General features: G+C 58.5%; 24 protein-coding genes and 1 pseudogene. 14 read left to right on the top strand and 11 right to left on the bottom strand.

Going from position 1 to position 25,999, the window contains the following annotated elements; translation table 11 throughout:
* Window positions 1-9: 9 nt before the first annotated feature.
* Window positions 10-2,850 (bottom strand): RHS repeat domain-containing protein, encoded by a 2,841-nt coding sequence (locus tag ACWGZX_RS19210; RefSeq protein ID WP_452625020.1) that lies wholly within the window; start codon window positions 2,848-2,850, stop codon window positions 10-12.
* Window positions 2,851-3,015: 165 nt separating this feature from the next.
* Here ACWGZX_RS19210 and ACWGZX_RS19205 point away from each other — a divergent pair, with 165 nt between their 5' ends.
* The 3 genes from ACWGZX_RS19205 (at window position 3,016) to ACWGZX_RS19195 (ending at window position 4,884) form a co-directional block, all read left to right on the top strand.
* Complete coding sequence (locus ACWGZX_RS19205; RefSeq protein ID WP_452625019.1) at window positions 3,016-3,480, top strand: multidrug transporter; 465 nt, start codon at window positions 3,016-3,018, stop codon at window positions 3,478-3,480.
* A 32-nt stretch (window positions 3,481-3,512) separates the two neighbouring features.
* Window positions 3,513-4,337: an SDR family oxidoreductase gene (locus tag ACWGZX_RS19200; RefSeq protein ID WP_452625018.1), complete on the top strand. Its 825-nt coding sequence runs from the start codon at window positions 3,513-3,515 to the stop codon at window positions 4,335-4,337.
* A gap of 148 nt (window positions 4,338-4,485) precedes the next feature.
* A complete protein-coding gene (locus ACWGZX_RS19195) occupies window positions 4,486-4,884 on the top strand; it encodes a DUF4440 domain-containing protein (RefSeq protein WP_452625017.1) in 399 nt (132 codons plus the stop codon).
* A 129-nt stretch (window positions 4,885-5,013) separates the two neighbouring features.
* Here ACWGZX_RS19195 and ACWGZX_RS19190 read toward each other — a convergent pair whose 3' ends face one another.
* The 4 genes from ACWGZX_RS19190 to ACWGZX_RS19175 all read right to left on the bottom strand — a co-directional run bounded on the left by ACWGZX_RS19190 (window position 5,014) and on the right by ACWGZX_RS19175 (window position 9,962).
* Window positions 5,014-5,862, bottom strand: a complete 849-nt coding sequence (locus ACWGZX_RS19190; RefSeq protein WP_452625016.1) for an efflux RND transporter periplasmic adaptor subunit — start codon at window positions 5,860-5,862, stop codon at window positions 5,014-5,016.
* Between the two features lie 53 nt (window positions 5,863-5,915).
* A complete protein-coding gene (locus ACWGZX_RS19185) occupies window positions 5,916-6,116 on the bottom strand; it encodes a DUF1656 domain-containing protein (RefSeq protein WP_007896379.1) in 201 nt (66 codons plus the stop codon).
* Entirely contained in the window at window positions 6,106-8,292 is a 2,187-nt protein-coding gene (locus ACWGZX_RS19180) for an FUSC family protein (protein WP_452625015.1), read from the bottom strand. Before ACWGZX_RS19180 ends, ACWGZX_RS19185 begins: the two co-directional genes overlap by 11 nt.
* Window positions 8,293-8,450: 158 nt before the next feature.
* The gene (locus ACWGZX_RS19175; RefSeq protein WP_452625014.1) at window positions 8,451-9,962 is read right to left on the bottom strand and encodes an efflux transporter outer membrane subunit; all 1,512 of its coding nucleotides are present in this window, start codon (window positions 9,960-9,962) and stop codon (window positions 8,451-8,453) included.
* Window positions 9,963-10,324: 362 nt separating this feature from the next.
* Between ACWGZX_RS19175 and ACWGZX_RS19170 the strand changes: the two genes are divergently transcribed.
* Window positions 10,325-11,293 carry a LysR family transcriptional regulator gene (locus tag ACWGZX_RS19170; protein ID WP_452625013.1) on the top strand — a complete coding sequence of 323 codons (969 nt, stop codon included), beginning with the start codon at window positions 10,325-10,327 and terminating at the stop codon, window positions 11,291-11,293.
* 167 nt (window positions 11,294-11,460) lie between these two features.
* Window positions 11,461-11,838: a DUF6124 family protein gene (locus ACWGZX_RS19165; RefSeq protein WP_452625012.1), complete on the top strand. Its 378-nt coding sequence runs from the start codon at window positions 11,461-11,463 to the stop codon at window positions 11,836-11,838.
* A 239-nt stretch (window positions 11,839-12,077) separates the two neighbouring features.
* Here the strand turns inward: ACWGZX_RS19165 and ACWGZX_RS19160 are convergent, their stop codons facing one another.
* Both ACWGZX_RS19160 and ACWGZX_RS19155 read right to left on the bottom strand, forming a co-directional pair.
* On the bottom strand, window positions 12,078-12,734 hold the full coding sequence (locus ACWGZX_RS19160) for a DUF2931 family protein (protein WP_452625011.1): 657 nt from the start codon (window positions 12,732-12,734) through the stop codon (window positions 12,078-12,080).
* 11 nt (window positions 12,735-12,745) lie between these two features.
* On the bottom strand, window positions 12,746-14,599 hold the full coding sequence (locus ACWGZX_RS19155; RefSeq protein WP_452625010.1) for a PAAR domain-containing protein: 1,854 nt from the start codon (window positions 14,597-14,599) through the stop codon (window positions 12,746-12,748).
* 121 nt (window positions 14,600-14,720) lie between these two features.
* Here ACWGZX_RS19155 and ACWGZX_RS19150 point away from each other — a divergent pair, with 121 nt between their 5' ends.
* From ACWGZX_RS19150 to ACWGZX_RS19135, 4 genes are all read left to right on the top strand, one after another.
* Window positions 14,721-14,924 (top strand): hypothetical protein, encoded by a 204-nt coding sequence (locus ACWGZX_RS19150; protein WP_452625009.1) that lies wholly within the window; start codon window positions 14,721-14,723, stop codon window positions 14,922-14,924.
* A gap of 312 nt (window positions 14,925-15,236) precedes the next feature.
* Window positions 15,237-15,614 (top strand): DUF6124 family protein, encoded by a 378-nt coding sequence (locus ACWGZX_RS19145; RefSeq protein WP_452629034.1) that lies wholly within the window; start codon window positions 15,237-15,239, stop codon window positions 15,612-15,614.
* A gap of 195 nt (window positions 15,615-15,809) precedes the next feature.
* The gene (locus ACWGZX_RS19140) at window positions 15,810-16,784 is read left to right on the top strand and encodes a 2-hydroxyacid dehydrogenase (RefSeq protein ID WP_452625008.1); all 975 of its coding nucleotides are present in this window, start codon (window positions 15,810-15,812) and stop codon (window positions 16,782-16,784) included.
* A 143-nt stretch (window positions 16,785-16,927) separates the two neighbouring features.
* Window positions 16,928-17,437, top strand: a complete 510-nt coding sequence (locus tag ACWGZX_RS19135; RefSeq protein ID WP_452625007.1) for a DUF2165 family protein — start codon at window positions 16,928-16,930, stop codon at window positions 17,435-17,437.
* 27 nt (window positions 17,438-17,464) lie between these two features.
* Here the strand turns inward: ACWGZX_RS19135 and ACWGZX_RS19130 are convergent, their stop codons facing one another.
* A complete protein-coding gene (locus ACWGZX_RS19130; RefSeq protein WP_223516632.1) occupies window positions 17,465-18,367 on the bottom strand; it encodes a DMT family transporter in 903 nt (300 codons plus the stop codon).
* Window positions 18,368-18,505: 138 nt separating this feature from the next.
* On the opposite strand from ACWGZX_RS19130, the gene ACWGZX_RS19125 reads away from it, so the two are divergent.
* On the top strand, window positions 18,506-19,381 hold the full coding sequence (locus tag ACWGZX_RS19125; RefSeq protein ID WP_452625006.1) for a helix-turn-helix domain-containing protein: 876 nt from the start codon (window positions 18,506-18,508) through the stop codon (window positions 19,379-19,381).
* Window positions 19,382-19,622: 241 nt separating this feature from the next.
* On the opposite strand, the gene ACWGZX_RS19120 is transcribed toward ACWGZX_RS19125, so the two are convergent.
* Window positions 19,623-20,030 (bottom strand): HPF/RaiA family ribosome-associated protein, encoded by a 408-nt coding sequence (locus ACWGZX_RS19120; protein ID WP_452625005.1) that lies wholly within the window; start codon window positions 20,028-20,030, stop codon window positions 19,623-19,625.
* Between the two features lie 213 nt (window positions 20,031-20,243).
* Entirely contained in the window at window positions 20,244-21,191 is a 948-nt protein-coding gene (locus tag ACWGZX_RS19115) for a LysR substrate-binding domain-containing protein (protein WP_452625004.1), read from the bottom strand.
* A 135-nt stretch (window positions 21,192-21,326) separates the two neighbouring features.
* Between ACWGZX_RS19115 and ACWGZX_RS19110 the strand changes: the two genes are divergently transcribed.
* The 3 genes from ACWGZX_RS19110 to ACWGZX_RS19100 all read left to right on the top strand — a co-directional run bounded on the left by ACWGZX_RS19110 (window position 21,327) and on the right by ACWGZX_RS19100 (window position 24,789).
* Window positions 21,327-22,703, top strand: a complete 1,377-nt coding sequence (locus ACWGZX_RS19110) for an L-serine ammonia-lyase (protein WP_452625003.1) — start codon at window positions 21,327-21,329, stop codon at window positions 22,701-22,703.
* 146 nt (window positions 22,704-22,849) lie between these two features.
* Window positions 22,850-23,941 carry an IS110 family transposase gene (locus ACWGZX_RS19105; RefSeq protein ID WP_452629004.1) on the top strand — a complete coding sequence of 364 codons (1,092 nt, stop codon included), beginning with the start codon at window positions 22,850-22,852 and terminating at the stop codon, window positions 23,939-23,941.
* A 530-nt stretch (window positions 23,942-24,471) separates the two neighbouring features.
* A complete protein-coding gene (locus tag ACWGZX_RS19100) occupies window positions 24,472-24,789 on the top strand; it encodes a DUF3509 domain-containing protein (protein ID WP_452625002.1) in 318 nt (105 codons plus the stop codon).
* On the opposite strand, the gene ACWGZX_RS19095 is transcribed toward ACWGZX_RS19100, so the two are convergent.
* The gene (locus ACWGZX_RS19095) at window positions 24,786-25,286 is read right to left on the bottom strand and encodes a phosphate-starvation-inducible protein PsiE (protein WP_223516618.1); all 501 of its coding nucleotides are present in this window, start codon (window positions 25,284-25,286) and stop codon (window positions 24,786-24,788) included. The two genes, ACWGZX_RS19100 and ACWGZX_RS19095, sit on opposite strands and share 4 nt — an antisense overlap.
* Before the next feature lie 372 nt (window positions 25,287-25,658).
* Between ACWGZX_RS19095 and ACWGZX_RS19090 the strand changes: the two are divergent.
* Window positions 25,659-25,898: pseudogene (locus ACWGZX_RS19090) on the top strand (YebG family protein); the annotation flags it as partial.
* Between the last annotated feature and the right edge of the window lie 101 nt (window positions 25,899-25,999).

The following is a 25,999-nucleotide window of genomic DNA, read 5'->3' as shown; positions in this document are numbered from 1 at the left end:
GCCTTGTGACTACCGCCGAGCCGGAGCTGAGCCGGACCGTCCATTGAGCGATTGCCGTCTACCCGCATAAGGTTTAGGCGCGAGAAGCCCCATCAAGTCCTGGTTTCTATTCAACTGCTGAACCATCGCCCCTGTCTGCGTCGAAAGATCGGAAATTCGCTCAAAGGTTTCCGGGTTCGAGCTACCGGATTCGGCGAATTCAGTCTTGATCGCCTGCATTCTGAACTCCAGCATATCGATCACCGCTGGCGTATCGTCGAAAACCTCGCTAAGCGACGCGGCATTCAGTCCTTGAGAGGCTTTGTAAAAATCGCGCCCCGTATTAATCAGCCCTTGCGCCTCCGATCCCAGCTTGCTGGCGACCGTTTCGACAATTTTCTCGACAATGGCGGTAGCGGCTTTCCTCCCCAGCTGAGTTCGCCCCTCCTGTGTTCGCGGGTCTATTGCCGATAGCTGAAATTTTACCGCCTGGAGGTTGGTTTTCTTTTTCGGTTCAACGCCCTCAATGAATGATTTCGGGTTCATTTCATTGCCCTTGAAGTTGATCGGCCGCTCCAGTCGAAAGGTGTCCACCACCTTGGAAATCAGAGCATTTGCCGCCTTGGCGCCGATAGCCGCCCCCGCTTTTCGTCCCAAAGCGCCAACCACAGGACCTGCCAACCCACCAATGGCACCGCCGGCCTCGGCCCCCGCCGCCGTACCGGCGGCGCTGGTAGCACTACTGGCAAGTTGAGTTGCTACACGTCGACCCAAGGCTTTAAACCGATGTTGCGCATAGGCGTGATTGAGCAGCGAATTCTTGAAGTCACCGGCTCCGTCCGCAACCGATGACAACAGAGCGTTTTGTTTATCCAGGCTGTCGTTCAGCTCCGAAGCTTCAGTCAACTCGCCACCGTCGCTATCGACATACGTCATGGGGGAGTTTGCGACCATTTGATAAACGTTCGGCCCATCAACAAACCCTTTGGGATCAGGATTGAGCCAACGGAACAACCACGGGATGTAATAACGCAGGCCAAAGTAGTAGAGCCCCGTTGCATCCTGCTCCTTTCCCGAATAGCGAACGGTTTTATAGTCGACGTCAATCACATCCGGGCCGGCATACCACGCGGTCTGGCCGAAAGGATAAAAGACTTCCTGGCTGATGATTTGCGCGTCAATGGCCAGTTCCAGGGTGCAGGAGTTCAGGTGATCGACCAGGTTGAACCGATATTGGTCGTTGACCCCTGACCGCGGAACGCTCTCCCAATGCAACACCCGCACAGTGTTGAGCCCGGCCTCCACGGTAATGACTTGCAGCACCTCCCCAGTGCCACTGTCGGTGCGAATTTCCAGCCCCGGCAAGTAACGCACCTGCGCCACTACCGTCCGGGCGCGGATCCGCAACGAGCGAATTTTACGTACCCGCTGACCGGTCCCATCGTAAAAGTAGGCCTCCTGGTCATTGACCCCTGAGGCGCGCACAACCGGGCTGACCGACTGCAATTGATTGCGCAGATCCCACGTCAAAAGACGCCCCTGATCGAGCTCCAGTAAATTGCCGTTGGCATCGAACGCGGCAGCGATTTCCGCTTCGGTCGGTGGCACGCTGTTACGCCACGGCAGACAGCGATTGCTGAACTGTGCGGCCTTCAGTTCACGCCCTGGACTTTGCGCGCCACTGTGCGTCAGCTTCAGCAGATTGCCGCCCGTGTCATAGCGATAAGTCTGGCGGTAGTTGCTGAGTGCCGCCGGGTCATTACGACCGACTGACTCCGGGCCCTGAATCGGGCCACCCGCCTCCCAGCCAGATGCCGCGATCAATTGATAAAGACTGTCGTAGATAAATCGACTGACGGGTTCGATGCGTTGATTGTTGAAGTACCGCACCGGCATCGCCTTGTCTTCGATGCTCAGCACATTGCCCATTCGGTCATAACGGTAAATCAGATATTGCAGCAATCCGGCCCCATCGCTGTACGCCCGTCGCTCCAGCAGACGACTGTCTTCAGGCCGGTATTTCAGACTCGTCTGCACCCCGCTGCCCGCGACTTCCCGTTCGACTTGCCCCTCGGCGTTGTACTCAATTCCACTGACGAGCTTTTGCCAGGATGTCTGGTTTGCCAATTTCAACGCGCTGAGGCGCAGCCGCCCATCTTGCGTGTAGTTGAAGGTCTGGTGGTTTTTCCTGGCATCGACCGTTTCCAACACAACACCCTGCGGACCGTAGCGCCACGTGGAGTTCGCGCCCGCGCCGGGTTCCAGTAATCGCTGGCGTTCGGCCTCCGCCTCCGGCCAATCAGGCGCAACAAGGTCCAGTGTGAAGTGACGGATTTGTTCGAGGCATTGACCGATGACCGAAAATGACTCAAACAACACGGTTCCCGCCGGATCATCATGACGAATCAATTGACCGCACAGGTTCCGCAGGTCTTGGTCGGGCCCGCCATACGTCATGCGTTCAACACAACGGCGTGGCTCCGCCCTCCCCTGTTCAAACACCGAAACGGGACGAAGCAAGGCGTCGTAGAAGATTTCGCGTTGGGTATCGCGGCCATCCCATCCGTGCAAAATCTCATGGCCCAGTCCCGGCAGGCTGAGTCGCCATCCGGCATCGACACTGATCGTGCGCAACGCCTCACCGGACAGCGAATGCACGGTGACAAGGTTGGCGGGCGCCAGCGGATCTTGGTCCTGTAGCAACCAAAGCCGTGGGTCCCACTGTTTGACGGCGTGCCCGGCGGCATTGTGGAGGGTACGGTTAATGCGGGCCTGAGTCCGTTCGCCTTCAACCTCGCGCCAATAATCAATCGAACGGATTGGCAACTCTCGCGGATCGACGACGGACAGTGTGGGGGTTTTGTAATGCATGCCAGCGCGTCCCTGTAAGCCAACGGTTATCTAACCGTTCGAGGCAATGACGGTCTACTGTCAGAAATTACAGTACCGACCAACGGCAACAGACCTGAACCAAGAATGTCCATTCCCACAGCCGTTCGGTAGGATGGTGGTCATGAGTTCAAGGAGCGTTCAAGCATGTTCATCGGCGTCCTGCTGGTCATTACCTGGCTGATTTTGCTGCTGCGCTACCCGGCAAAGGCGTTTCCCGTTTCTGTGGCGGCCGCAGTCGGTTTGGGGCTTGTGGCCACGTGGGTGATCTGGCTGGACAACCGCGAGATCAAGCAACTCGCACGCCTGGAGCTGCGCATTACCTATGCGCCGGAGCAGTGCCCGGCGGACCGCCCTTTGCAACTGAAAATGAACAATGGCAATAACGTGCCGCTGACCGAACTGCGCTGGCGCATCGCGGCGTATGCACCGGGTGATACGGTCAATCTGGCCGACAACCAGTACGACGCCCCGCGTTATCGTGGCCCCGGCGAATTGCAGGCCGGCGGCAATTGGGAAGACTGTTTGCCACTGCCGCCGCTGCGCCCTGGCTACCGCCCACAAACCCTGGAGTTTCGCGCCGAGCGATTGCAGGGTAGTTTTTCCGACTGATCCCCTTCTTTTTGTTGCACAAGGACCGCGCCATGCCCGTTGCGTTGATTACCGGTTGCTCCAGCGGCATTGGCCGCGCCCTCGCAGATGTGTTCAAAAATGCCGGATACGAGGTCTGGGCCAGCGCCCGCAAAGCTGAAGACGTGGCCGCATTAGCCGCCGCCGGTTTTACCGCCGTGCAACTGGACGTCAATGACAGCGCGGCCCTCGAACAGTTGAGTGAACAGATCAACTTGCAACATGGCGGCCTCGACGTGCTGATCAACAACGCCGGTTATGGCGCCATGGGCCCGCTGCTCGACGGCGGTGTTGCGGCCATGCAGCGGCAGTTCGAAACCAATGTGTTTGCGATAGTCGGCGTCACCCGCGCGCTGTTTCCGGTGCTGCGTCGCGCCAAGGGATTGGTGGTGAACATCGGCAGCGTTTCAGGGATTTTGGTCACGCCGTTCGCCGGCGCCTACTGCGCTTCAAAAGCCGCCGTTCATGCGTTGAGCGATGCGTTACGCATGGAGCTGGCACCGTTCGGAATCCGCGTGATGGAAGTCCAGCCGGGCGCCATCGAATCCAGCTTCGCTAAAAATGCCGGGCATGAGGCAGAACAATTGATCACCGAACAATCGCCGTGGTTTCCACTGCGCGAAGGCATTCGTGCGCGGGCCAAGGCTTCGCAGGACAAACCGACACCGGCCAGGGAGTTTGCAGAGGGTTTGCTCAAGGCTGTGCAGCAGAGCAAACCACCGCGTTTGATTCGATTGGGCAATGGCAGCCGGGCGTTGCCGTTGTTGGCGGGGTTGTTGCCCAAAGGGTTGTTGGAGATGGGGTTGATGAGGCGGTTCGGGTTGCGTGGGCAGCTCTGAGACCTAGTCGACACCATCGCGAGCTGGCTCACTCCTACAGGGATCTTGGGTGTGAATACTATCTATGCCACCCAACAGAACCTTGTAGGAGTGAGCCTGCTCGCGAAGGCGTCAGAACAGACACCGAAATATTTCAGGACACACTTCCATGACCGACTACACCGACTACTTCGACGAAGTCATCCAGGCCCACATCGCCATCGAGCAATGGCTGGCCGAAGAGCAAGACACGTCCGCGCTTGAACAACTGCTGACCCGATTTTCGCCACAGTTTTCCATGGTCTCTCCGTTGGGCCGGGTGCTGGATTTCGAGGCGTTGAGCGAGTTGTTTCAGATGGCGGGCGGGAAGAAGCTCGGGTTCAGGATCGAGCTCAGCGAATTGCGCGGTGTTGCGCTGTACGACGGTGGCGCGGTAGTGAGTTATCGCGAGCAGCAGACCGATGCCACCGGGCTGCATTCGGATCGGCGTTCGACGGTGGTGTTTGAGAAGGACGCCGATGGCGGGATTATTTGGCGGCACTTGCATGAGACGTTTTGCAAGGCATGAAACCGAGTCGCTCCATTCGCGAGCAAGCTTGCTCCTACACTTGATCTGCGTCGATCACATCTTCGGTGTTCACAGCAGATCTGATGTAGGAGCAAGCTTGCTCGCGAAGGCCGCGACTCGGTCTAACGGCTAGTTAACCACCACCGTACAAGTAATCCCCGCCGCCAACAGCACCCCCTCCGGCACTTCATCAATGTGAATCCGCACCGGCACTCGCTGCGCCAAACGCACCCAGTTAAACGTCGGGTTCACATCGGCAATCAGCTCGCGACTTTCCGGGTTATCCCGGTCGTAGATGCCGCGAGAAATACTCTCCACATGCCCCTTCAGCACTTCGCCGCTCATCAATTGCATGTCGGCCTTGTCGCCCACCCGAACATGCGGCAGTTTGGTTTCTTCGAAGAAGCCGTATACCCAGAACGAGTTCATATCGACCACGGCCATCTTCGCTTCGCCGATGCGTGCGTAGTCGCCGCGATGGACGTTGAGGTTGGTCACGTAACCGTCTACCGCGGCGCGGACTTCGGTGCGTTTCAAGTTCAGTTCAGCGGCTTCGAGTTGCGCTTGTGCATGCTGATAATCAGCCAGTGCCGAGTCGGCAATGTTGCTGGCGTCGTCACGGTTTTCCCGGGAGATCACCAGGTTGTCCATGTCGGCGCGGCGACGGGCGTTGACCTTGCGCATCTCCCAGGTCGACTTGCGTGAAGCCACCAGCGCCTGCGCCTGTTTGACCGCAATGCGGTAGTGCTCCGGGTCGATCTGCATCAGCAAGTCGCCCTTCTTCACCTGCTGGTTGTCGCGCACCGGCACTTCCACCACTTCCCCGGTGACGTCGGCGGCGACGTTGATGATGTCGGCGCGCACCCGGCCGTCGCGGGTCCACGGGGTGTCCATGTAATGCACCCACAGGGTCCGGCCGATCCATATTGCGAGAGCCAGCACCAGCAGGGTCGCGAGCAGGCTGAAAAGCTTTTTCATCAGGGCCTTCTTCAGAGATAGAGAGTCAGAGATAGAGAGTCAAAGATAGAGAGTCAACGGTAAACGGTCAGCGCCAACGCGCCGAACAGACAGGTAAACAGACTCAGGCGCAGCAGCGCCGGGTGCCAGAAGAAGCGGTACAGATCGAACCCGGACAGAAACCGGTCCAGCGCCCAGGCCAGTGCGGCGGCGATGAAAAACATCAGGGTCATGGTTGGCATGTACACGCCGTGGAAGGCGATTTCACGAGGCATGTTCAAGTCCTTGGGGCTTGGTGTAGGTCGCGAGTGGCGATTGCGGGTCCAGCAACGAGGTGCGAATGAAGTGCAGGTAGCTCTTCACCCGGCGCAATGCCGAGGTGTCGAAGTGCGGCGCGAAAGGTTCGTCGGTGGCTTGCACGCGGCTGATCGCATGGTCGACCGCGATCAGACTGCGCTCCAGATTGCTCTGGCTCGGTTGCAGGAACAGCCGCATCAGTGAACGGCCCATCACGCGGATTGCCTGGCGCCACGGCTGCGATTCGGCATAGGCCGGATGCACCGGGAGAATCGCCTGCTCCTTACGCAACTCGATGATCGCGTGGCCGACTTCCAGCACCACAAACATCCAGCGCAGCAAGTCTCGCTGCACCTGCGGCTGACCAGCGGCCAAGCCATAAGCCTGATGCAGCAAGTCCCGCGTGCGGCTCTCAAAACTCGACGCCAACCCCTTGAGTTTGCCGCTGATCGCATACACCACTTGCCCGCGCAGGTCCTGCTCCAGCCGACGCCACAACCAGCGGCTGTTCGGCGGCAGAATGATTGCCCCGGCCGCCGCGCAGACCAGCATGCCGAGCACCATGGCGATGTAGTCGTTGATGAAGGCGTAAGGGTTGTAGACCGTGAGGTTGTCCGGCACCGAACCGGTGCTGAAGAAGATCAGCAAGCCGAGACCGACACCGGCGTATTGCGGTCGCGACGTGAGGAACGAGCCGAGCACGATCACCGGTGCGAGCATCACGCACAGCAACGGGAAACCGTCGATCCACGGGAAGATGAAAAACATCTCGACGAAGCCGATCAGTGCGCCAAGAAACGTCCCGCAGGCCATCTGAAATGCCATGCGTTTCGGATTCGGCGTTGCGGCTGAAAGGCCGACGGTGGCGGCGGCAATCAAGGTCATCGTCGCCCCGCTCGGCCACGCCGTCGCCACCCAATAGCTGCCGAGCACCACCAGAATGAACGCCGCGCGAATCCCTGACGCCGCCGAGGCCATCCAGTTGGTTTGCGGGGTAAACGGCTCGTCCCATTGCTCGCGCGCATGGGTGTGATCGGCCAAGGACGCGTGAGTCTGTGCATAACTGTGCAAGTCGTCGACGAAGCGATAGAGCAGCTCGTAGGCGGTGTGGAAATCGAGTTGCTCGGCGTCGCTGGGATGGCTCTCTTGAAAGATCGTGCGCAGGCTTCGAACCCGCGCTGGCAAACCTTCTTTGTAAGCGCTCAACTCGATAACCAATCGTGCCGCATCCGCGTGGGTCAGGGCCCGACCGCTGAAACCGTCGAGCACTTCTGCCAGGTCTTGCAAACCCGGTTTGATTGCCGCGACCACGTGATCCGCCCCGCTGCTGTCCAAGCGTTCGAGCAACTGATGCAAGGCGTTGAATCGCGTGGTGATGCCCATGAACTCGCTGTTCAAACGATTGAGCCGACCGTTGCGCCGACGCATGTGCGGGTCTTCAAAAACGGTGACGCTACGTAGCCCTTCCAGCCCCACCGCTTCGGCGATGAAGCGCACGTTGCTGGCTTCAAACGCGTCCCGCTTGCTACGACCGCGCAAACCATCGGTCACGAACAACGCGAACACGCCAAATCGCTGGTACAAGGCATTGCGCATCGCGGCGCTGGCGGTTTGCGGCAGGATGGCGGCACTGACCAACGTCGAGCAGAGAATGCCGAGGGAGATTTCCAACACTCGCCAGACCGCCGCCATGAAAGCGCCGTCGGGGTGCGCCAATGCGGGCAAACCGACCATCGCGGCGGTGTACCCGGCCAACACGAAACCGTACGCACGAAAGTTGCGACACCGCGCGGCACCGGCCGAGCAAATTCCGACCCAAATCGCCAGCGAGCCGAGGAACAGTTCAGTGTTCTGAGCGAACAAGGCAATCAGCGCAACCATCACTGCCGAGCCGGTCAAGGTGCCGAGAAAGCGGTAAAAACTCTTGGCAAACACCTGACCGCTTTGCGGCTGCATGACAATGAACACGGTGATCATCGCCGTGCGCGGTTGCGGCAATTCCAGACGCATCGCCAGCCACAACGTCAGGAACGCCGCGAACAACACCTTGAAGATGTAAACCCAGGTCACGCCATCGCTGCGTGCCCAGTCGAAGAAACCCCGGCGCCATTCAAGGGAATACAGCCAGCGCAAAGGTGCGGGCAAGGGAGTCATGAAATCCTGCCTGGAAAATGTCCGTGGAGACTTGAACCCGTGGGAGACCTAGACCCTGTAGGAGCCGAGCTTGCTCGCGATAGCGGCGTATCAGGCAACACAAGCATCGACTGACACTCCGCTATCGCGAGCAAGCTCGGCTCCTACAGGGTCCGTGTTCAATTTGCGATGGTCTGAAGAAGCACCGGGGTTTTCGGTGCAGCGGTCTGGCTGTCTTTCGGTACATCGTTGCCCGCTTCGAGCCCACCACCGAGCGCCGTCACCAATTCGGCATGAGCACTGAGCCTCGCCGCCTGCACCTGCTGCTGAACCTGCTGCTGCTTAAACAGCAACGTCTGCGCGTTAAGTACGTTGAGGTAGTCCGTGAGCCCACGCTGATACGCAATCATCGCGATGTCGTAAGTCTTCTGCGCGGTGGCCACCGACTCAGCGGCGAAGACTTGCTGCTTGTCCATGGACTCCCGGCGGATCAACTGGTCGGAGATGCTTTTCAGCGCGTTGACCAGCGTCTGGTTGTATTTGGCCACGGCAATGTCATACCCCGCCGACGCTTCACCCAACTCCGAGCGCAAACGCCCGCCGTCGAAAATCGGCAACGAGATCGCCGGGCCGACGCTGTAGTTGAGTTTCTTGCCGGTCAAAAACTCCAGCGCCCCGCCGCCCGTGGCCATGTAGCCGAGGCTGCCGACCAGATCGACGTTGGGATAAAAACCGGCGTGGGCGACATCAATGCCCCGCGCCTGAGCCGCCACTTGCCAGCGACTGGCAACCACGTCCGGGCGTTGACCGAGCAATTGCGCGGGCAACGACGACGGCAATTTCAGCGCCGCGCCCAGCGACAGCGTTGGCCGCTGCAACTGCGCGCCCTCCCCCGGACCAAAACCTGCGAGGGCCGCGAGCTGGTTGCGGCTCAGCGCGATTTCTTCGTCCAGCGCATCGATTTGGCGATGGGTTTCCGGCAACGGTGTTTGTGCCTGACTCACTTCAAAGTGCGTACCGATGCCTCCGTCCAGACGCTTCTGTGCGAGGTCGAGAATCTGCTGTTGCTGCTTAAGCGTCGCTTCGACGATGTCGCGTTGCGCGTAATGCAGCGACAGTTCGATGTAGGCGCGCACGATGTTGTTCTGCAATTCGAGCTGCGCCAGGCGCGCTTCGGCGGCGCTCATGTGTGCCATGTCCACGGCGCGCTCAGTCGCATTGCTTTCACGGCCCCAGAGGTCGAGCGCATAGCTGAAGCCCAGTGCGGCGTTGTTGTCCCACGTGGTCGTGTTGGCCAGCTCACCCGGCCCGTAGAACTGATCGGTCGGCCAGTTGTGGCGTTTGAGGGTTGCTTCGCCATTCACCTGCAGCGACTCGGCGGACTCGGCAATACCGGCCATGGATTTGGCCTGACGAACCCGCGCTGCCGCCATGGCCATGCTCGGGCTGCCTTGCACGGCGAGGTCGATCCAGCGGTTCAGTTGCGGGTCGCCATAGACCTGCCACCAGTGTGCGGTGGGCCAGTGCGCGTCCTGCGCCGCGTTTTGAATGGCTTCGTCGGTGGCCAGTGAATCGGCCTCCAGTGCCTTGCCCTGCGGGGCAATACCTCCAGTTCCGATGCAGCCGCTGATTGCCAGGGTTAAAGCCAAAACACTGAGCGTCTGAAGCGCTCTGCTGATGCGACGCGGCACTGCTGCGATTTCCTGAAGTAGGGGAAGTACAAAATCCTGTAGGAGCCGGGCTTTGTGGCGAGGGGGCTTGCCCCCGTTGGGTTGCGAAGCAACCCTAAAACCGGTCACCGCGTTCTTCAATCAGAATGCGGTGACCGGTTGACGACTGCTTCGCAGCCGAACGGGGCGGTGCGGCGTTCCGACAAGCCCCCTCGCCACAAAAGCCCGGCTCCTACAGTGGCGCAATTCTAGGGGTGGGTCTGGTTGGCGATAAGCCGGGATTCTTGTGAATCTTTGTTACCGTTAACGCGATAATCCCTTCGTCGGGGTCACCGCCCCCGTAACTTCGTGTCACAATTTGCCATCGCCCTCGAGAGCACCCCATGGACACTTTGCAAAACATGCGCGCCTTCAGTTACGTGGCCGAGGCCGGCAGTTTCACCGCCGCCGCCGTGCAACTGGACACCACCACCGCCAACGTCTCGCGCGCGGTCTCCAACCTGGAAGCCCACCTGCAAACCCGCCTGCTCAACCGCACCACCCGCCGCATCGCCCTGACCGAGGCCGGCAAGCGCTATCTATTGCGCTGCGAGCAGATCCTGGCCTACGTCGAAGAAGCCGAAGCCGAGGCCAGCGACGCCCATGCGCGACCGGCCGGGCAGCTCAAGGTGCACACCATGACCGGCATCGGTCAGCACTTCGTGATCGACGCCATCGCCCGTTATCGCAAAACGCACCCGGACGTAACCTTCGACCTGACCATGGCCAACCGCGTGCCGGACTTGCTGGATGAGGGCTACGACGTGTCCATCGTGCTCGCCCGCGAACTGCCGGATTCTGGCTTCGTGTCCCAGCGTCTGGGTATCACCTACAGCATCGTCTGCGCCTCGCCGGCGTACGTAAAAGCCAACGGCTGCGCACAGAAGCCCAGCGATTTGCTGAACCACATGTGCCTGCGACTTGTGAGCCCGGTGATCCCGCTGGAAAAATGGGCCTTCGACGGTCCGGAAGGACAGGAGACCGTGACCATCAATAGCTCACCGTTTCTGGTGAACTCGGCGGACGCGATGAAGACCGCGATCACCAGTGGCATGGGCGTTGGCGTGTTGCCGGTGTATGCGGCGATTGAAGGATTGCGCAATGGCTCGCTGGTGCGGGTGATGCCGAACTACCGCTCGCAGGAACTGAACCTGTATGCGATTTACCCTTCGCGGCAATATCTGGACGCAAAGATCAAGACGTGGGTCGAGTACTTGCGCGGATCGTTGCCGGAGATACTGGCGGCGCATCAGGCGGAACTGGCGGCTTATGATTTGAGTGGGAATCTGGGCGGGATCCGGCTGGCGAACTGATTTCACGGTCCTACAGACGCGCTGATTTTGGGGAAGGATTCCGACGAGTTCTGTCGGTTGTTGGGTCGGACGGGAAATGGGTAGGCTTTGTGGGTCGCTGGCATTTCAGCGATCGGGTCTGGAAAACCCGAAGATAGGATCCCTCGACTTTAAGGATCTTTTTGCCAATGATTAAAGACACTCCGAATCCTCCGGAAACCGACGACGTTTCCCCCTACGAATCCGTTGATTCAAAAAAATTCCACGACGCCGCCGAACGCGCGCTGAATCACTACCTCAATCCCTCAGCGCTCAAATCCCCCGTGGCCCGCAAGCCAAGCACGATGTTCATGCTTGCACCCGATCTCAGAGACGAAGACCTCTTGGCCCACACCTGTGAATCGCTGGCCCAGGCCAGTGTGATGGCCAGCGATTTTGCCGGCTATCTGGAAGGCCCGCACCGCAACACCGCCATGGCCATCCAACAAATCGTCATGCTCGCCGAACTGGCGGCGAACCGAATGCTCGATAACCTCGAACTACCCAAAACCACGCCACACCGCTGATCCCCCGGCAGAAGCCAATCCCCTGTAGGAGTGAGCCTGCTCGCGATAGCGGTCGTACATTCAAAATTGATGTCGACTGACACACCGCTATTGCGAGCAGGCTCACTCCCACAGTTTTGGAGGGTGTACCAGATGGGCATTGGCTCCCGCATTGAGCATTGAGTTATTTCGCCTAGAGCTTGAAGCCCTGCGCCAGATAGAAAACAGCCCGCCAGTTGGCGGGCTGTTTTTATGGTTATTCACCAGCTTCCGTAGGGGATACCGTATTTTTCGACATAGCGTTTGGAAACTTCTTCCAAAGGGAAATAACTTCCATGGGAGAGTCCTAAACCAGGTCCCTTGGGTTCAATCTCGGCCTGGTAGTGTGCAACCTTGATTGCTCGTCGGCACTCATCCAATGCCCAAACTTGCACCACACCGCCCGGGGCAACTCCTATCCGTACAGACGCGAGCGGGTCTAAAAAAGCTGCTTCAGGAACGCTTGTGCACTCCTTGGTCAACGCATTACGCATGACCTGCCTCGCATCTTCCGGAATTTCAAACCAGCCCTGATAGGTTTGCGGCTCGGCCAGTGATTGCCAGCGGACATAGATGCGTACCGGAAGCTTGGCGTCCCTTACATCCCTCTCGGTGCCGCCACCGGTTACCAGCCAACCGTTGGCCCCCGGCATGCCATTTTTCCGTCCGCCGGAAGCCACGCCACTGCCGATTCGGCGGTAAAAAGTCCCATGGGTGTCAATAGTGGCTGCCTCCTCAACCCAGGCTTCCATGGCATAAGGCGTGACAAAACCCAACGCCCACGGCCCTGCATCGGGATCTGAACGTCCCCTGGACTGACCTGAAGCTTGGCAACCGCTCACCAGCAGAACCCCCAACAAGATCCATAGTGTTCGCATATTCGTGACTCCTAGTCGAGTATATGGGGATGCTGTACGCGGATCCCATCCGTTGTTGGGGCATTAAAGTAGAGTAAGCCTGCGCTGGTTCGAGGTATTGAACCTTGCAAGATTGTCGGTGGATTCCAGTTGGCCGAGGTGTGAATGTACTGCAATTTGAGCAGTTGCTCTTCGGGGCGAGTTGTACTGTAGTCACCCGCGACAAAGCGGTCACACAGTGCCTGCAGCTCAGATGGGATGGTGTACGACGGGTACTGCTCATCTAGGGGCTTAAACCTCACTCCCCGTTCCTTGGCCAGTGCGTACATGACTCGCAGGTAAACCCGCGACAACTCACCTCGTACCGGGCGCTTGAGCTGCAACGCCGCGTAGACCCGCTTGGTTGGGTTCAAGCGGTCTTGCTGGGAGGGAGGCAAGCCTCGAACATAGGGTGTCACGACCGTCAGCATTTCGGACGGCCAACCTTTGGCCTCCCACTGGGCCTTCACCTGTTGCGCATCGCGGTAGATCGAGGTGTATTTCACGTCCGTCGTGACGGGGACATCCAGCGCCTGCATCGGACTGATCAGCAGGTTCTCTTCGGATTCAGGGAAGTAGCCGCCGCCAAGGTCCGAGTGGACACCAGGCAGTGTGATTTCCAGGTGATCGGGTTTGACTCGGGTCAAGGCGAAGTTGGCGCGGATTTCGTCCCGGGCTGTCAATTGGACGACATTGGGAAACAGGCTGCGTGGCAGGTACAGTTTGAGCCCCGGTTGTGTTTGGCTGCGCACATAGCCCAGATTGGCCAAGCCGCCTACCGACGGTACGGTATCGAACAAGCCGATAAAACCCATTTGGACGTCGTGCTGATATTCGACGTTACAGGTTTGGTGGAAAGCCCCACGAAATATCTTGGAGATATCGCCCAGCGCACCATTCTGTCCCAGCGCGACTTCATTGGAAAAATGTCGCGCAGCCGCTGCACCTCGGCTGAAGCCAAACGTATCGAATGTTAAGTTAATGATCTTTGAATCGGGATAGCTTTGGGAAAAGTCATAGATAGTTCGCCCGATTTTTTTAAATGCCTCCTCTACTTTCGCAGTGACGCCCATCGCGCCGCGCCCCATCCCGGCCCCAAGCATACTATCGGCTTGACCGGATGATGTACCTATACCATCCACATAGACTGATTCAAATCTTAGATGCAACTCTCCATCATCCAGGATATCGGGAGGGGCAAAATACAAGTCGCTCAGTTTTTTGATGTTCGACTCATCATTTGCATAACTGCTGTCCGAGTCGGACATATAAGGTTTACAACTGGCGTCCAAATCGTCGGGCTTGATGGGGTGGACAGCACCACAGAGCAGTCCCATCTCACCGTTATTGGCATTGTTCAACGTCCCATCAAAGAACACGCCGATCCGCAGCGTGATACCCACCGGCTTCTCTTCATCCAGCTCCTCTTCCTCTTCTTCCTCCTCTAAAACCAAGTCGTCAGCAGCAACGGTCGGCGCAGGCGAGGGGGTAGGTGCAATAACCGAGGGCTGGTAACTGGAAGGCTCCACCAAATGCGCAGGCATCGGACTAACCAGGGAAACAGGCGCAGGCGTGAAGTTGTTCCCGATGATGATGCTCGATGACCCACCCGTAATGGTGTCGCCATGCGTACCTTGCGAGCCGGTGACCAGCGCGGCCTGGCCATTGATCTGTACCGAGGACATGGCGCCCATGGTCAAGACACTGCCGCAGGTGGTGCAGTCGGTTACCCGAGCAGCGGGCAGACCATCAAAAAATACATTGGGTGACCCGAATTCGATGGCTGTTCCACCGCAGCGGGGACAGCTCACGGAATCGGTCTTTCGCGCAGCAGGCTTGCCGGACATTTTTGACTTCCCTATCAGTGTTCAGAGGCAGCACCATGCTGACGCTCTTTATAGAAAACAATCAGACGTTTCCCAAAGTACTCGACCACGTAAATAGGTCGTGGCCAGGATGTTAGAACACATGAGCGTGCAAAAAAAACCAACCCACAAAAAATCATCGGAAAAGCACTCGTCTCCTCCCGCCGACGGGATTCGTGTCCCTTCGGGTCTGGGCATCGCCATTAGCATCGCTTACGCCTCGCCGGCCAAGTGGGCCGACAACGGCCCGGAAAGCCGGGAGACGTTCGGCTGGCGAACTGATTTCACGGTCCTACAGACGCGCTGATTTTGGGGAAGGATTCCGACGAGTTCTGTCGGTTGTTGGGTCGGACGGGAAATGGGTAGGCTTTGTGGGTCGCTGCAAAATCAGCGATCAGGTCTGGAAAACTTGGCGAACACTTACCACACCCCATGGCATACTGCGGCGCTTTTTTCTGCACGCAAATCCTTGTTATGGCGGCTGTGCGCGGGAGACCTTCGGGTCTACCGGTTTTTGGTGGGTGTACCGGTTTTTCCAGTCCGCGCATGGCTGCCACCCCTTTCGTCTGGAAAACGAAAGATGGCAGTTCCACTTCATCTGCCAATGAGTAACTTCCGCATGATTAAAGAAACACCGAACCCTCCGGAAACCGACGACGTTTCCCCCTACGAATCCATCGATTCCAAAAAATTCCACGATGCCGCCGAACGCGCGCTGAATCACTACCTCAATCCCTCAGCGCTCAAATCCCCCGTGGCCCGCAAGCCAAGCACGATGTTCATGCTTGCACCCGATCTCAGAGACGAAGACCTCTTGGCCCACACCTGTGAATCGCTGGCCCAGGCCAGTGTGATGGCCAGTGATTTCGCCGGTTATCTGGAAGGCCCGCACCGCAACACCGCCATGGCCATCCAACAAATCGTCATGCTCGCCGAACTGGCGGCGAACCGAATGCTCGATAACCTCGAACTACCAAAACCCACGCCACACCGCTGATCTATGTGGGAGCCGGGCTTGCCCGCGATGGCGGTTTACCATTCAACATTGATGTTGACTGACACTCCTCTATCGCGGGCAAGCCCGGCTCCCACAGTTTGAATAGGGGTAACTCCAATGTCCGGGCACTCGCACAACAGCCGGGAAGAATGTTAGCGTGCTTGGCATTCTCCACGCCCGACGAGCCCTCCTCCCATGAAAAAGACCGTCCTCGCCTTCAGCCGCGTCACCCCTGAAATGGTTGAACGCCTGCAACAAGACTTCGACGTGATCGTGCCGAACCCGAAAAACGGCGACATCAATGCCCAATTCAACGAAGCCCTACCCCACGCCCACGGCTTGATCGGTGTCGGTCGCAAACTCGGTCGCGCGCAATTGGAAAACGCCGCCAAACTGGAAGTGGTCTCCAGCGTCTCGGTCGGCTACGACAACTACGATGTTGCCTACTTCAACGAACGCGGGATCATGCTCACCAACACTCCCGACGTGCTTACCGAAAGCACCGCCGACCTGGCCTTCTCCCTGCTGATGAGCAGCGCCCGTCGCGTTGCCGAGCTGGACGCCTGGACCAAGGCCGGCCAATGGCAAGCCACCGTCGGCACACCGTTATTCGGCACCGATGTACACGGCAAAACCCTGGGCATTGTCGGCATGGGCAACATCGGCGCGGCCATTGCCCGCCGGGGTCGTTTGGGCTTCAACATGCCGATCATTTACAGCGGCAACAGCCGCAAGACCGAGCTGGAACAAGAACTCGGCGCGCAGTTCCGCACGCTGGATCAACTGCTGGCCGAAGCCGATTTCGTCTGCCTGGTCGTGCCGCTCAGCGAAAAAACCAAACACCTGATCAGCCACCGCGAACTGGCACTGATGAAGCCAAGCGCCATCCTGATCAACATTGCGCGCGGCCCGGTCGTCGACGAACCGGCCCTGATCGAAGCGCTGCAAAACAACCGCATTCGCGGCGCCGGTCTGGACGTCTACGAAAAAGAACCGCTGGCCGAGTCGCCGCTGTTCCAACTGAAAAATGCGGTGACATTGCCGCATATCGGTTCTGCCACTCACGAAACCCGTGAAGCCATGGCCAATCGCGCGTTGGCCAACCTGCGCAGCGCCTTGCTGGGCGAGCGACCGCAAGATCTGGTCAACCCGCAAGTCTGGAAAGGCTAACTAAAACGGGCAGATACTTTTAACGTATCTGCCCGTTTGTTACACAACTTGCAATTCAGTCCAGCGACGAAAAAAAGTTAAGCGTTATACACTCCAGACTACTTATCCGACCCACGGAAAAACAGTAATGGAGTACATTAATCTTGAACAACCTCACCACCGACAAAACCATCAGATACTGCAAGTTCTCACTAATGGCTTATATAAGCTTTTTTGGTCTTTTGGTTATGTACAGCAACTTCACCGACTACTCATCCAACTATGAATATGTCGGTCATATCCTGAGCATGGACACCACTCGGGAAAACCTCAACCTGAGCTACAGGGCCATCACCTCGCCCATGCTCCACCACCGGATCTACTGGTTCATTATTACCCTGGAAGTTATCTATACGGCTTTTTGTCTGGTAGGCGCCTATCACCTTTACCGGAACATAAACGCGCCTGCCGAGGTTTTCCATGAGGCCAAAAAATTTTCCATAATCGGATTACTGATCGCCATATTTGTCTATTACATCTGTTTGCAAGTGATCGGCGTCGAATGGTTCAACATGGATGCATCACAAGTCTGGAACGCCAAGGACTGGGCTCGGCATATTGTCGATTTCATACTTCCGTTGCTGATATTCGTAGCCCTCAGGACCGAGCGCTGAGTGGCCTCAACGCTCGTCCCAAGCCTTTCAAGCGAGCTTGCCAGTGCCTTGCGCCATCGGCGCCTTGGGCTTACGAAACACCAGGACATTGCCGAGCATCACCAGCACCAAACCCACTAGTGCCGGTGCGGTCCATTGATAGCCTTCGACAAACGCCGAGACGTTCAGCGCCACCACCGGGAACAACACGGTGCAATACGCCGCGCGCTCGGGCCCCATGCGACCGACCAGTGTCAGGTAAGCGGTGAAACCAATCACCGAGCCCGGAATGACCAGGTACAGCAGTGAGCCGATGTAACGCGAACTCCATTCGATGTCGAACGGAATGCCTTTGACCAGGCACCACACCGACAACATTGCCGCGCCATAGGCCATGCCCCAGGCGTTGGTGGTCAGCGGCTTCAGCCCGGCCTTCTGTTGCAGGCTCGACAGCATGTTGCCCGCCGAGAAGCACAGGGTTCCGAGCAGCGCCAGGCCCAGGCCGAGCAACGTTTGCGGGCTGGCGGTGTGTCCGGCCAGTTCAGGCCAGAACAACAGACCAAGCCCGAACAAGCCCAGAGCGCCGCCCATCAGCACATTGCGGGCAATTTTCTGGCCGAAGAACACCCGCGCATTCAGCGCGTTCCACAGGGTAGCGGTGGAAAACACCACGGCGACCAGGCCGCTGGGAATCCACTGGCTGGCGGTCAGGAAGCACATGAAGTTGACGCAGAACAGGCACAACCCTTGCGCCAGGCAGATCAAATGCCCGCGACGGTTCATCACTTGCAGGCGCCGACTCAACAGCAGCAGGGCAAACAGCACCAGCGCCGCGAGACCGAAGCGATAGACAATCGATACTGGAATCGCCACCACGCCCAGCTGCCATTTCAAGGCAATCCAGGTGGTGCCCCAGATCAGCACAGTCAGCAAGTACAACGACAGGTTCATGGCAAACACTCCTCAATAGAGGCTCAGTGTCCTGCGCCGCACCTTTTCGCACTTGCATAAACTTGCGCTTTTGTCTGCGCAGAGGCTGGCAGGCCAACGTCTACGGAGTAGGATGCAAAGCGTTGGAGAGAACCGATCATGCCCGCACTGGAAACGCTACAAGTCTTTCAAGCCCTGAACCGCTCGCCCAATGCTCGCCTGGAGCACAGCGCCGAGCTCGGTGACGGCATGGCTGCTGCCTTGTGGAGCAACCATCACGACGCCCAGGACTACGAAGCGCCGAGCCATCACACGCTGTCGTGTTACATCGCCGGCGGCACCGGCACCTTCCGCCGCGACCAGCCCGGCACCAAGGGCGGCCCGGACAAGCTGTGCATCCTGCCCGCCGAGCATCAATCGGGCTGGGTGATCAACGGCGACATTCGCCTGGCCCACCTGTATTTCAGCCCCGAACAATTCGCCCTCGGCTGCGTCACGCTGCTGGACCGCGAACCGCGCGAACTGCAATTGCGCGAAGGGACCTTTCTCGACGATCCGGCGCAAGCGCGACGCTTTCGGCACATGCTCACCCTCAACTGGGATGAACCCGGCGAACGCTTGCTGACCAGCAGCCTGGCCCACGAAATGCTCAGCCACGTGTTGCTTGGCCAAGTCGGCATGCGCGAGGGATTGCGGCTCAAGGGTGGATTGGCGGCGCATCAACGGCGGCAGTTGGTGGACTTCATCGATACCCAGTTGGCCGAAGCCATCAGCCTTGGACAGTTGGCTGCGTTGTGCGCGCTGTCGGAGTACCACTTTGCGCGGATGTTCAGGGAGAGTTTTGGCTTGCCGCCGCATCAATATGTACTGGCACGCAGACTGAGCCGGGCGCAGGAGCTATTGCGTTTGACGTCGCAGCCGTTGGGGGAAATTGCATTGGCGTGCGGGTTTGCCAGTGCCAGTCATTTCACCAATCGGTTTCGGCAGGCTTTGGGGGGAACGCCTGGGGAGTATCGGCAGGCGTTTTTGCGCTAATCCTCAAGATAGTCGGTGCTTGTAAGGACGCCATCGCGGGCAAGTCGAATCGTCGCACCGCCGCTCCCACAGGTACAGCGTGATCCTGTGGGAGCCGGCGGTGCGACGATTCGACTTGCCCGCGATGAACGATGACGCGGTCTTCGATCAGAGCACACTCAGATCTGCAAACCCTGAAACAAGAACGGGCCTGCATCAGCAGGCCCGTTGTCAGTGGTGGAAAGATAAAAGTGAATCGACGTCAGCCGTTCTGTGCAGCCTGTTCGTTCTCGAGAAACTCGTCTTCCAGCAGCGCATCGGCTGCGGCTCGCTCGAACGGCACCACCGCGGCACGTGGTTTGCCCCGCAGTTTGCCGAACAGGTGTTCCAGTGCATGTTCGAGTTTTTCGGCCGCACCGTCGATCGCCAGTTCCAGGTTAGCGGCTTTATGGGTGACAGAAATCGGTTGGTGGCCTTTTGGCCGCGCTTCCAGCTGGCAGCGCATGTCGTGCGGTCCGGGCTTGTCGCCGTTTTCGTCCCGCAGGTGAACCTCGACGCGGGTCAGGTCCTCTTCATAACGTTCGAGCGTGCTCTCAATGGTAGTACGTACCCACTCCTCCAGTCGGATGCTGCTTTGAATATGGTTATCGCTGTTGACTTGGATTTGCATAGTTCATCCCTTATTTCAGCTAGCTCGCGAGAGGCCCTTCGGCTAGCCCTTGGGCGTCGTCACCGTGACCTCTTACTTACACAATCGGTCTGTGCGCAGAACATTTCAACCCCTAAAAAAAGATAAATATGGTTTAGCAAAAAAACCCGGACAACGAGCAAAAGCGCTGCTAAGGTCGGGAGTTGGGTCCGCTCGCTTCTTTGTCACAATTGCTCACATCTGTTGCTCTGCCAGCGGGTGCAAACTTCGAAAGATCCCCGCCTCCTCCACCAGCCAGTCATGCACCGCGCGCACACCCGGATGGCTCAAAGCCCCCGGCGCATACAGCAACATGTAGCGCTTGTGATTGGGCACCGCCAACCCGAACGGCACGATCAATGCCCCCCGTTCCAGCTCATCGTTGAGCAACGTGCGGCGTGCAATCGCCACGCCCATCCCGGCAATGGCCGCTTCGATGGTCAGGTGATTGCGATTGAAGGTATGCCCGCGTCGCACGTCAGCACCCTCGAAGCCAATGGCATCGAGATAGAACTCCCATTCCGCGTATTCATAGCTGCCGCGCCAGGCGGTGATGTCGTGCAACAACGGGAAATGCATCAGGTCCGCCGGACCATGTAGCGGCGGTCGGCCTCGTAGCAGGCTTGGGGCACAGACCGGGAAGATCTGCTCGTCGAGCAAGGCTGTGGATAACAGGCCGGGGTAGCTGCCATCGTTCAGGTCGATGGCCAAATCGAAGTCGCCCTCATGCAGCGGCACGCTGCTGTCCTCGGCCACCAGACGCAACTGAATGTCCGGAAAGCGCTGCTGCAAGCGTGGCAGGCGCGGGGTCAGCCATTTGCTCAGGAAAGACGGAATCGAGCGTACTCGCAAAATTCCGCTGATCATTCCGGCGTCGAGACGACGCAACTCTGCATCGATGCTGCCGTAAGCCTCGTTGACCGTAATGGCCAGGCGCTGGCCTTCAGCGCTCAGCTCCACGCCCCGGGCACGACGGTGAAACAGGCGAAAGCCCAAACGCTCTTCCAACTGCCGAATCTGCTGACTGACCGCCCCCGGCGTGATGTGCAGTTCTTCGGCGCAACGGGTGAACGACAAGTGCCGCGCGGCACAGGAAAACACGTGCAGCCAGACATAGGTCTGGGCATGCAATTGACGGCTCATCGTTTAGTCCTGCTAAAGGCTGTCTTAGGAAGTTTCGTTGGTCACGTAGGACCGAGGTTGTCAGTATCACCGAGATTGCGCTTGTCCTACAAAAATGGCAGCGATTTCTCTCCCATTGCGTGTATAGGCTTTAGCATGGCTATCAGTGTTTTCGATCTCTTCAAAGTCGGCATCGGTCCGTCCAGTTCCCACACCGTCGGCCCGATGCGCGCCGCTGCGACCTTCGCCCAGGCATTGATGGACCAAGGTTTGCTCGACGCCGTACGCCGGGTGGAAATCCGCCTGTATGGCTCACTTTCCGCCACCGGTGTCGGCCACGCGACCGACCGCGCTTGTGTCATGGGCCTGATGGGCGAATGGCCGGACAGCATCGACCCCACGTCTATCGACAGCCGCATCCAGACCCTGCGCGAAACCGGTGAATTGTCCCTGGCTGGCAAAACGACGATCGCCTTCAACTGGCAGCGTGATCTCCTGCTGCTGGACGAGAGCCTGCCCTACCACCCCAACGCGATGTCTCTGACAGCCTTTGGCGAAACCGGCGAACTCTACGAGCAAACGTACTACTCGATCGGCGGCGGTTTTATCGTCGAAGCGGCGCAAGCCGAGTCCGGCATCGCGCCCGCCAGCGATGTAGTGCTGCCGTATGATTTCTCCAGCGCTGCCGAATTGCTGCGACTCTGCAATCAGCACGGCCTGCGGGTTTCTGAATTGATGATGGCCAACGAATTGGCCTGGCGCAGCGAAGCCGAGATCCGCCAGGGCTTGCTGCACATCTGGTCGGTGATGCGCGAGTGTGTCGAACAAGGTCTGCGCCACGAAGGCATCCTGCCGGGCGGCCTGAACGTGCCGCGTCGCGCCGCAAAACTGCACCGCAGCCTGCTGGAAATCGGTAAGCCGAATGTCATCACATCCACCCTGTCGGCCATGGAGTGGGTCAACCTGTTCGCCCTCGCTGTGAACGAGGAAAACGCGGCGGGCGGGCGTATGGTCACGGCACCGACCAACGGTGCGGCGGGGATCATTCCGGCGGTGCTGCATTACTACATGAAATTCAATCCGGACGCGTCGGACGATGACGTGGTTGCGTTCTTTCTGGGTGCGGCGGCGGTCGGCATTCTGTGCAAGAAAAACGCCTCGATCTCTGGCGCTGAAGTCGGTTGCCAGGGCGAAGTCGGTTCGGCCTGCGCGATGGCCGCCGCCGGTCTGGCCGACGTGCTCGGCGCTACCCCAGAGCAATTGGAAAACGCTGCCGAAATCGGCCTGGAGCACAACCTCGGCCTGACCTGCGACCCGGTCGGCGGCCTGGTGCAAGTGCCTTGCATCGAGCGTAATGCGATTGCCGCTGTGAAGGCGATCAACGCCACGCAAATGGCCCTGCGCGGCGACGGTAAACACTTCATTTCCCTGGACCGGGTGATCCGCACCATGCGCGATACCGGCGCCGACATGCATGACAAATACAAAGAGACTTCACGGGGCGGCCTGGCGGTGAGCTGGGTGGAGTGCTGATTGCACTGTCTGCGATCATCTCTTCATTCATGCCCTGAAACGGGCAGGCGCAATCGCACTTTGTAATTGAATGGACTCGCCCAAGCCGAGGCGTCTTCGCGCCACGGTGGCATTCTATGAAAGCCAACGACAGCGAGGGCGAGGCCATGAGCAAGCATACGACGATAAACAAATCCTTGTCGCCAGCCGATCTTGCGGCGTGCACGACAGTAGCGGTGGATCTTGCGAAGAATGTGTTTCAGGTCGCGGGGGAAAATTCCCTTGGCCAGGTGGTCCACGAGCAACGGATCAAGTCTCGTGAAGCTTTTCACGTGTTCCTGCGCCAGTTGTCGGCGGATGTGACGGTACTGATGGAGACCGGGCCGGGCGCGCAAGCGTGGGCACGGCTGTTACAGGCGCAAGGCAATCCAGTGCGGATACTGCCTGCACAACGTGTGGCCGAACACCGTAGCGGAGCGAAGAATGACCGCAACGATGTGCTGGCGATATTACGTGCAGGCCGAGACCAAAAAATTGCAGCCGTACCGGTCAAGAGTGAGTCGGCGTTAGCGATGCAAGCGCTGCACCGCGTCCGGCAGGGATGCGTGCGACGGCACACGGCCTTGGGTAACCAGATGCGTGGCTTGCTGCTGGAACACGGCATTGCCTTGGCGCAGGGCGAGATGGCCCTCAGCCGAGATGTGCCACGGGTACTGGAAGACCCCAGCCAGCCGCTGCCGGATATGTTGCGCGAGCTGATCGACGAAATACTGGCTGAGTGGGGCCAACTGGGCGAACACATCAACGTGCTGACGGGGCGCCTGGAAGCCAGTGCTCGCGCGGACGAGACGGCGAAACGGTTGATGACGATACGGGGGGTCGGCCCGATCTTCTCCACGGCGATGCTAGCCAAACAGACTGAGCCTGAACGCTTTGCCAACGCGCGCCAGTTCGCCGCCTATTTCGGCACGGTGCCCGAACAGCACAGCAGCGGGCAAAAGATTCGACTGGGCAATATGTGCAAGCGCGGTGATGCCTATCTGCGCAGCTTGGCGATTCAAGGTGCGCACTCTGTATTGAGGCAGGTGCGGCCAGATTCGGAACATCCAGATGACCAGCGTCTGCGACGCTGGTTGAGCCGTCACGGTCAAAAAGGCGCGGCGGTGCGGTTGGCCAACCGCAACCTGCGCATCATGTGGGTGCTGCTGCAAAACGAGCAGACCTATCATCGCCAACCGGCCACTGGTCAGAGGCCGTGATGAGGGGCTGATCAAGAGTCATTGACAGAGTTCTGCCACCGGGGCGCTGAGCCGCCTCAACCCTTGCTGAAGAACATTGACCCCAGGTCAGACCGTCGCGGATAGATGCCTGAGCTGCTACCGGCCCTTGAGGCCTAAATGTAATAGGCATACCGCGAGCTCACCCAATGTTGGCCAGAAGCCGATGAAGGCTTCCTCGAATAGGCCTTATACATAGATGCAACCGGGTAGCAGTGTTCAAAAGCGGGTTGAAAGTGGGGGCGAGTCCATACATAGCAGCTGGCGAAGCCTGCGTCCGGCTGCTACGGTTTGCGGTGCGGCTTAGTGAGTTTGCATTAGCCACAACGTCCGTCGCTTTTTTGCCGTGATTGTTGTTCAACAATTTTTTGCGGCATGCCCCTTGCTACGTCACCTCTGAGGCAAAAGGACTGTTGAAACCTCAGCGAGCGATCTGCCGATAGTCTGGAGTTGCGAACCAACCCGATCATGGCCGGTCAATAACTGCACGTTCAATCAGGCGGTGACGCATCATGGACAACCCATTCCAGGTTATTACCGATGCCTTTGCACCGGAATACCAGATCAACCTGAGCATTCAAGGTCTGGATGGCAGCATCATGCTGACCCTCTCCAACGACGGCCGCGTGGTCGCCAAACGCATGATCAGCGCCGAGCAGCGCAATGACCCCAAACGCCTCAATCGGCTGGTGCAAAGCATTCAATTCGGCATCGCCATCGAACAAGGCCACAGTGCCATGACCCTCCTCGAAGCCATGACCGACGGCGACAATCGATCCCTGCCGCCGCCCCCGCTCAAAGGCCAGCACCGACCTGCCATCAGGCTTTAAAGCTCGCCTTTCTCCACTTCGGGATGTTCACTGGAACCCGCACCAACCTTGCGTTGCGGGTGTTCGATCTTCACCGAAGGGAATTGCGACGAGGCGTAACGCACCACCAGAATCGAAAACGCCAGCAGCAGAATCCCGCCGCACAGGTAGATGATCCCGACATCCGGCGGATTGTGGTGCGAGACATTCGAGATCAGCAGCCGCGTCAATGCGGTGATCGCCACGTAGATCAGGAATCGCACCGGCATGTGATTGGTCTTGAAGTAAATCCCGACCATCGCCCCCAATTCCAGGTAGATGAACAGCAGCAAGATGTCGTCGATCTTGATGTGTCCTGCTTCGATCATCCCCAGAAATTCCATCACCGCTGCCCACGCGGTCACTGCACCAATGGCGAACAGCGCCAGGTAGTGGAAAGTCTCGACGAACAGGTTGCCCAGGGACTCGGCCAGTTGATGCACGTTCTGCCGCAGATTCTCGGCCCAGTTGATTTTCACGATGATGCTTCCTTAGCTCGATTTGAGCGGATGATGCGGGATTGACGTGACGGTTGTTCTGCATGCAGAAAAAAGGCCAGAGGCTGTGGGTGAGATGGTGATGGGTTGTTGCTGGACACTTCTGTAGTGTTTTCACTGACGCCATCGCGGGCAAGTCGAATCGTCGCACCGCCGGCTCCTACAGGTTATCGGTGATCCTTGTGGGAGCGAGCCTGCTCGCGAAGGGAGCGCCGCGGTTTAGCTGACAAACGCCAATTTCGGTCTACATTAAAAAGCCACTACCCAAAGCGCAGGGATTCGCTTATCCTTTTCGCTGTATATAAATACAGTAGTCGAAACAGACAACCAATGTGAAGGCATGTGAGGTGGTGAATGGCCGTCGAAGTGGTATACCGCAGCAGCCGAGATCTGGAGCGCTTGTTCATGGATAAAGCCGAAGCTGACCGTCATGACAAAATGCTCGAACTGGCCGAATTGCTGGCTGAAGTGTTGCAAAAAGCCGTTCCGTCCCTGACCGAGCAGCAAGTGGAAGAAGCCGGGATCTACATGGCGAAAAACCGCGATGTGTTCGCCAAGGCATTCAAGAGCCAACCGGATGCGTTGTCCGAACTGCTGAATGCGCCGGTTGAAGTGGTTGAGCAAGCTGAACCTGTCGAGGTCATTGAAGCCGCTGAGCCGACCAAGCCAGCCAAAGCGGCCAAGACGCCGAAGTA

Source organism: Pseudomonas sp. CLCA07, assembly GCF_053615335.1.
This window is presented reverse-complemented; position numbering and strand designations above follow the sequence as displayed.

Excerpts from the sequence above, each read along its gene's own strand:
- ACWGZX_RS19210 (WP_452625020.1), bottom strand. The coding sequence starts at position 2,850 with ATGCATTACAAAACCCCCACACTGTCCGTCGTCGATCCGCGAGAGTTG.
- ACWGZX_RS19205 (WP_452625019.1), top strand. The coding sequence starts at position 3,016 with ATGTTCATCGGCGTCCTGCTGGTCATTACCTGGCTGATTTTGCTGCTG.
- ACWGZX_RS19200 (WP_452625018.1), top strand. The coding sequence starts at position 3,513 with ATGCCCGTTGCGTTGATTACCGGTTGCTCCAGCGGCATTGGCCGCGCC.
- ACWGZX_RS19195 (WP_452625017.1), top strand. The coding sequence starts at position 4,486 with ATGACCGACTACACCGACTACTTCGACGAAGTCATCCAGGCCCACATC.
- ACWGZX_RS19190 (WP_452625016.1), bottom strand. The coding sequence starts at position 5,862 with ATGAAAAAGCTTTTCAGCCTGCTCGCGACCCTGCTGGTGCTGGCTCTC.
- ACWGZX_RS19185 (WP_007896379.1), bottom strand. The coding sequence starts at position 6,116 with ATGCCTCGTGAAATCGCCTTCCACGGCGTGTACATGCCAACCATGACC.
- ACWGZX_RS19180 (WP_452625015.1), bottom strand. The coding sequence starts at position 8,292 with ATGACTCCCTTGCCCGCACCTTTGCGCTGGCTGTATTCCCTTGAATGG.
- ACWGZX_RS19170 (WP_452625013.1), top strand. The coding sequence starts at position 10,325 with ATGGACACTTTGCAAAACATGCGCGCCTTCAGTTACGTGGCCGAGGCC.
- ACWGZX_RS19165 (WP_452625012.1), top strand. The coding sequence starts at position 11,461 with ATGATTAAAGACACTCCGAATCCTCCGGAAACCGACGACGTTTCCCCC.
- ACWGZX_RS19160 (WP_452625011.1), bottom strand. The coding sequence starts at position 12,734 with ATGCGAACACTATGGATCTTGTTGGGGGTTCTGCTGGTGAGCGGTTGC.
- ACWGZX_RS19155 (WP_452625010.1), bottom strand. The coding sequence starts at position 14,599 with ATGTCCGGCAAGCCTGCTGCGCGAAAGACCGATTCCGTGAGCTGTCCC.
- ACWGZX_RS19150 (WP_452625009.1), top strand. The coding sequence starts at position 14,721 with ATGAGCGTGCAAAAAAAACCAACCCACAAAAAATCATCGGAAAAGCAC.
- ACWGZX_RS19145 (WP_452629034.1), top strand. The coding sequence starts at position 15,237 with ATGATTAAAGAAACACCGAACCCTCCGGAAACCGACGACGTTTCCCCC.
- ACWGZX_RS19140 (WP_452625008.1), top strand. The coding sequence starts at position 15,810 with ATGAAAAAGACCGTCCTCGCCTTCAGCCGCGTCACCCCTGAAATGGTT.
- ACWGZX_RS19130 (WP_223516632.1), bottom strand. The coding sequence starts at position 18,367 with ATGAACCTGTCGTTGTACTTGCTGACTGTGCTGATCTGGGGCACCACC.
- ACWGZX_RS19125 (WP_452625006.1), top strand. The coding sequence starts at position 18,506 with ATGCCCGCACTGGAAACGCTACAAGTCTTTCAAGCCCTGAACCGCTCG.
- ACWGZX_RS19120 (WP_452625005.1), bottom strand. The coding sequence starts at position 20,030 with ATGCAAATCCAAGTCAACAGCGATAACCATATTCAAAGCAGCATCCGA.
- ACWGZX_RS19115 (WP_452625004.1), bottom strand. The coding sequence starts at position 21,191 with ATGAGCCGTCAATTGCATGCCCAGACCTATGTCTGGCTGCACGTGTTT.
- ACWGZX_RS19110 (WP_452625003.1), top strand. The coding sequence starts at position 21,327 with ATGGCTATCAGTGTTTTCGATCTCTTCAAAGTCGGCATCGGTCCGTCC.
- ACWGZX_RS19105 (WP_452629004.1), top strand. The coding sequence starts at position 22,850 with ATGAGCAAGCATACGACGATAAACAAATCCTTGTCGCCAGCCGATCTT.
- ACWGZX_RS19100 (WP_452625002.1), top strand. The coding sequence starts at position 24,472 with ATGGACAACCCATTCCAGGTTATTACCGATGCCTTTGCACCGGAATAC.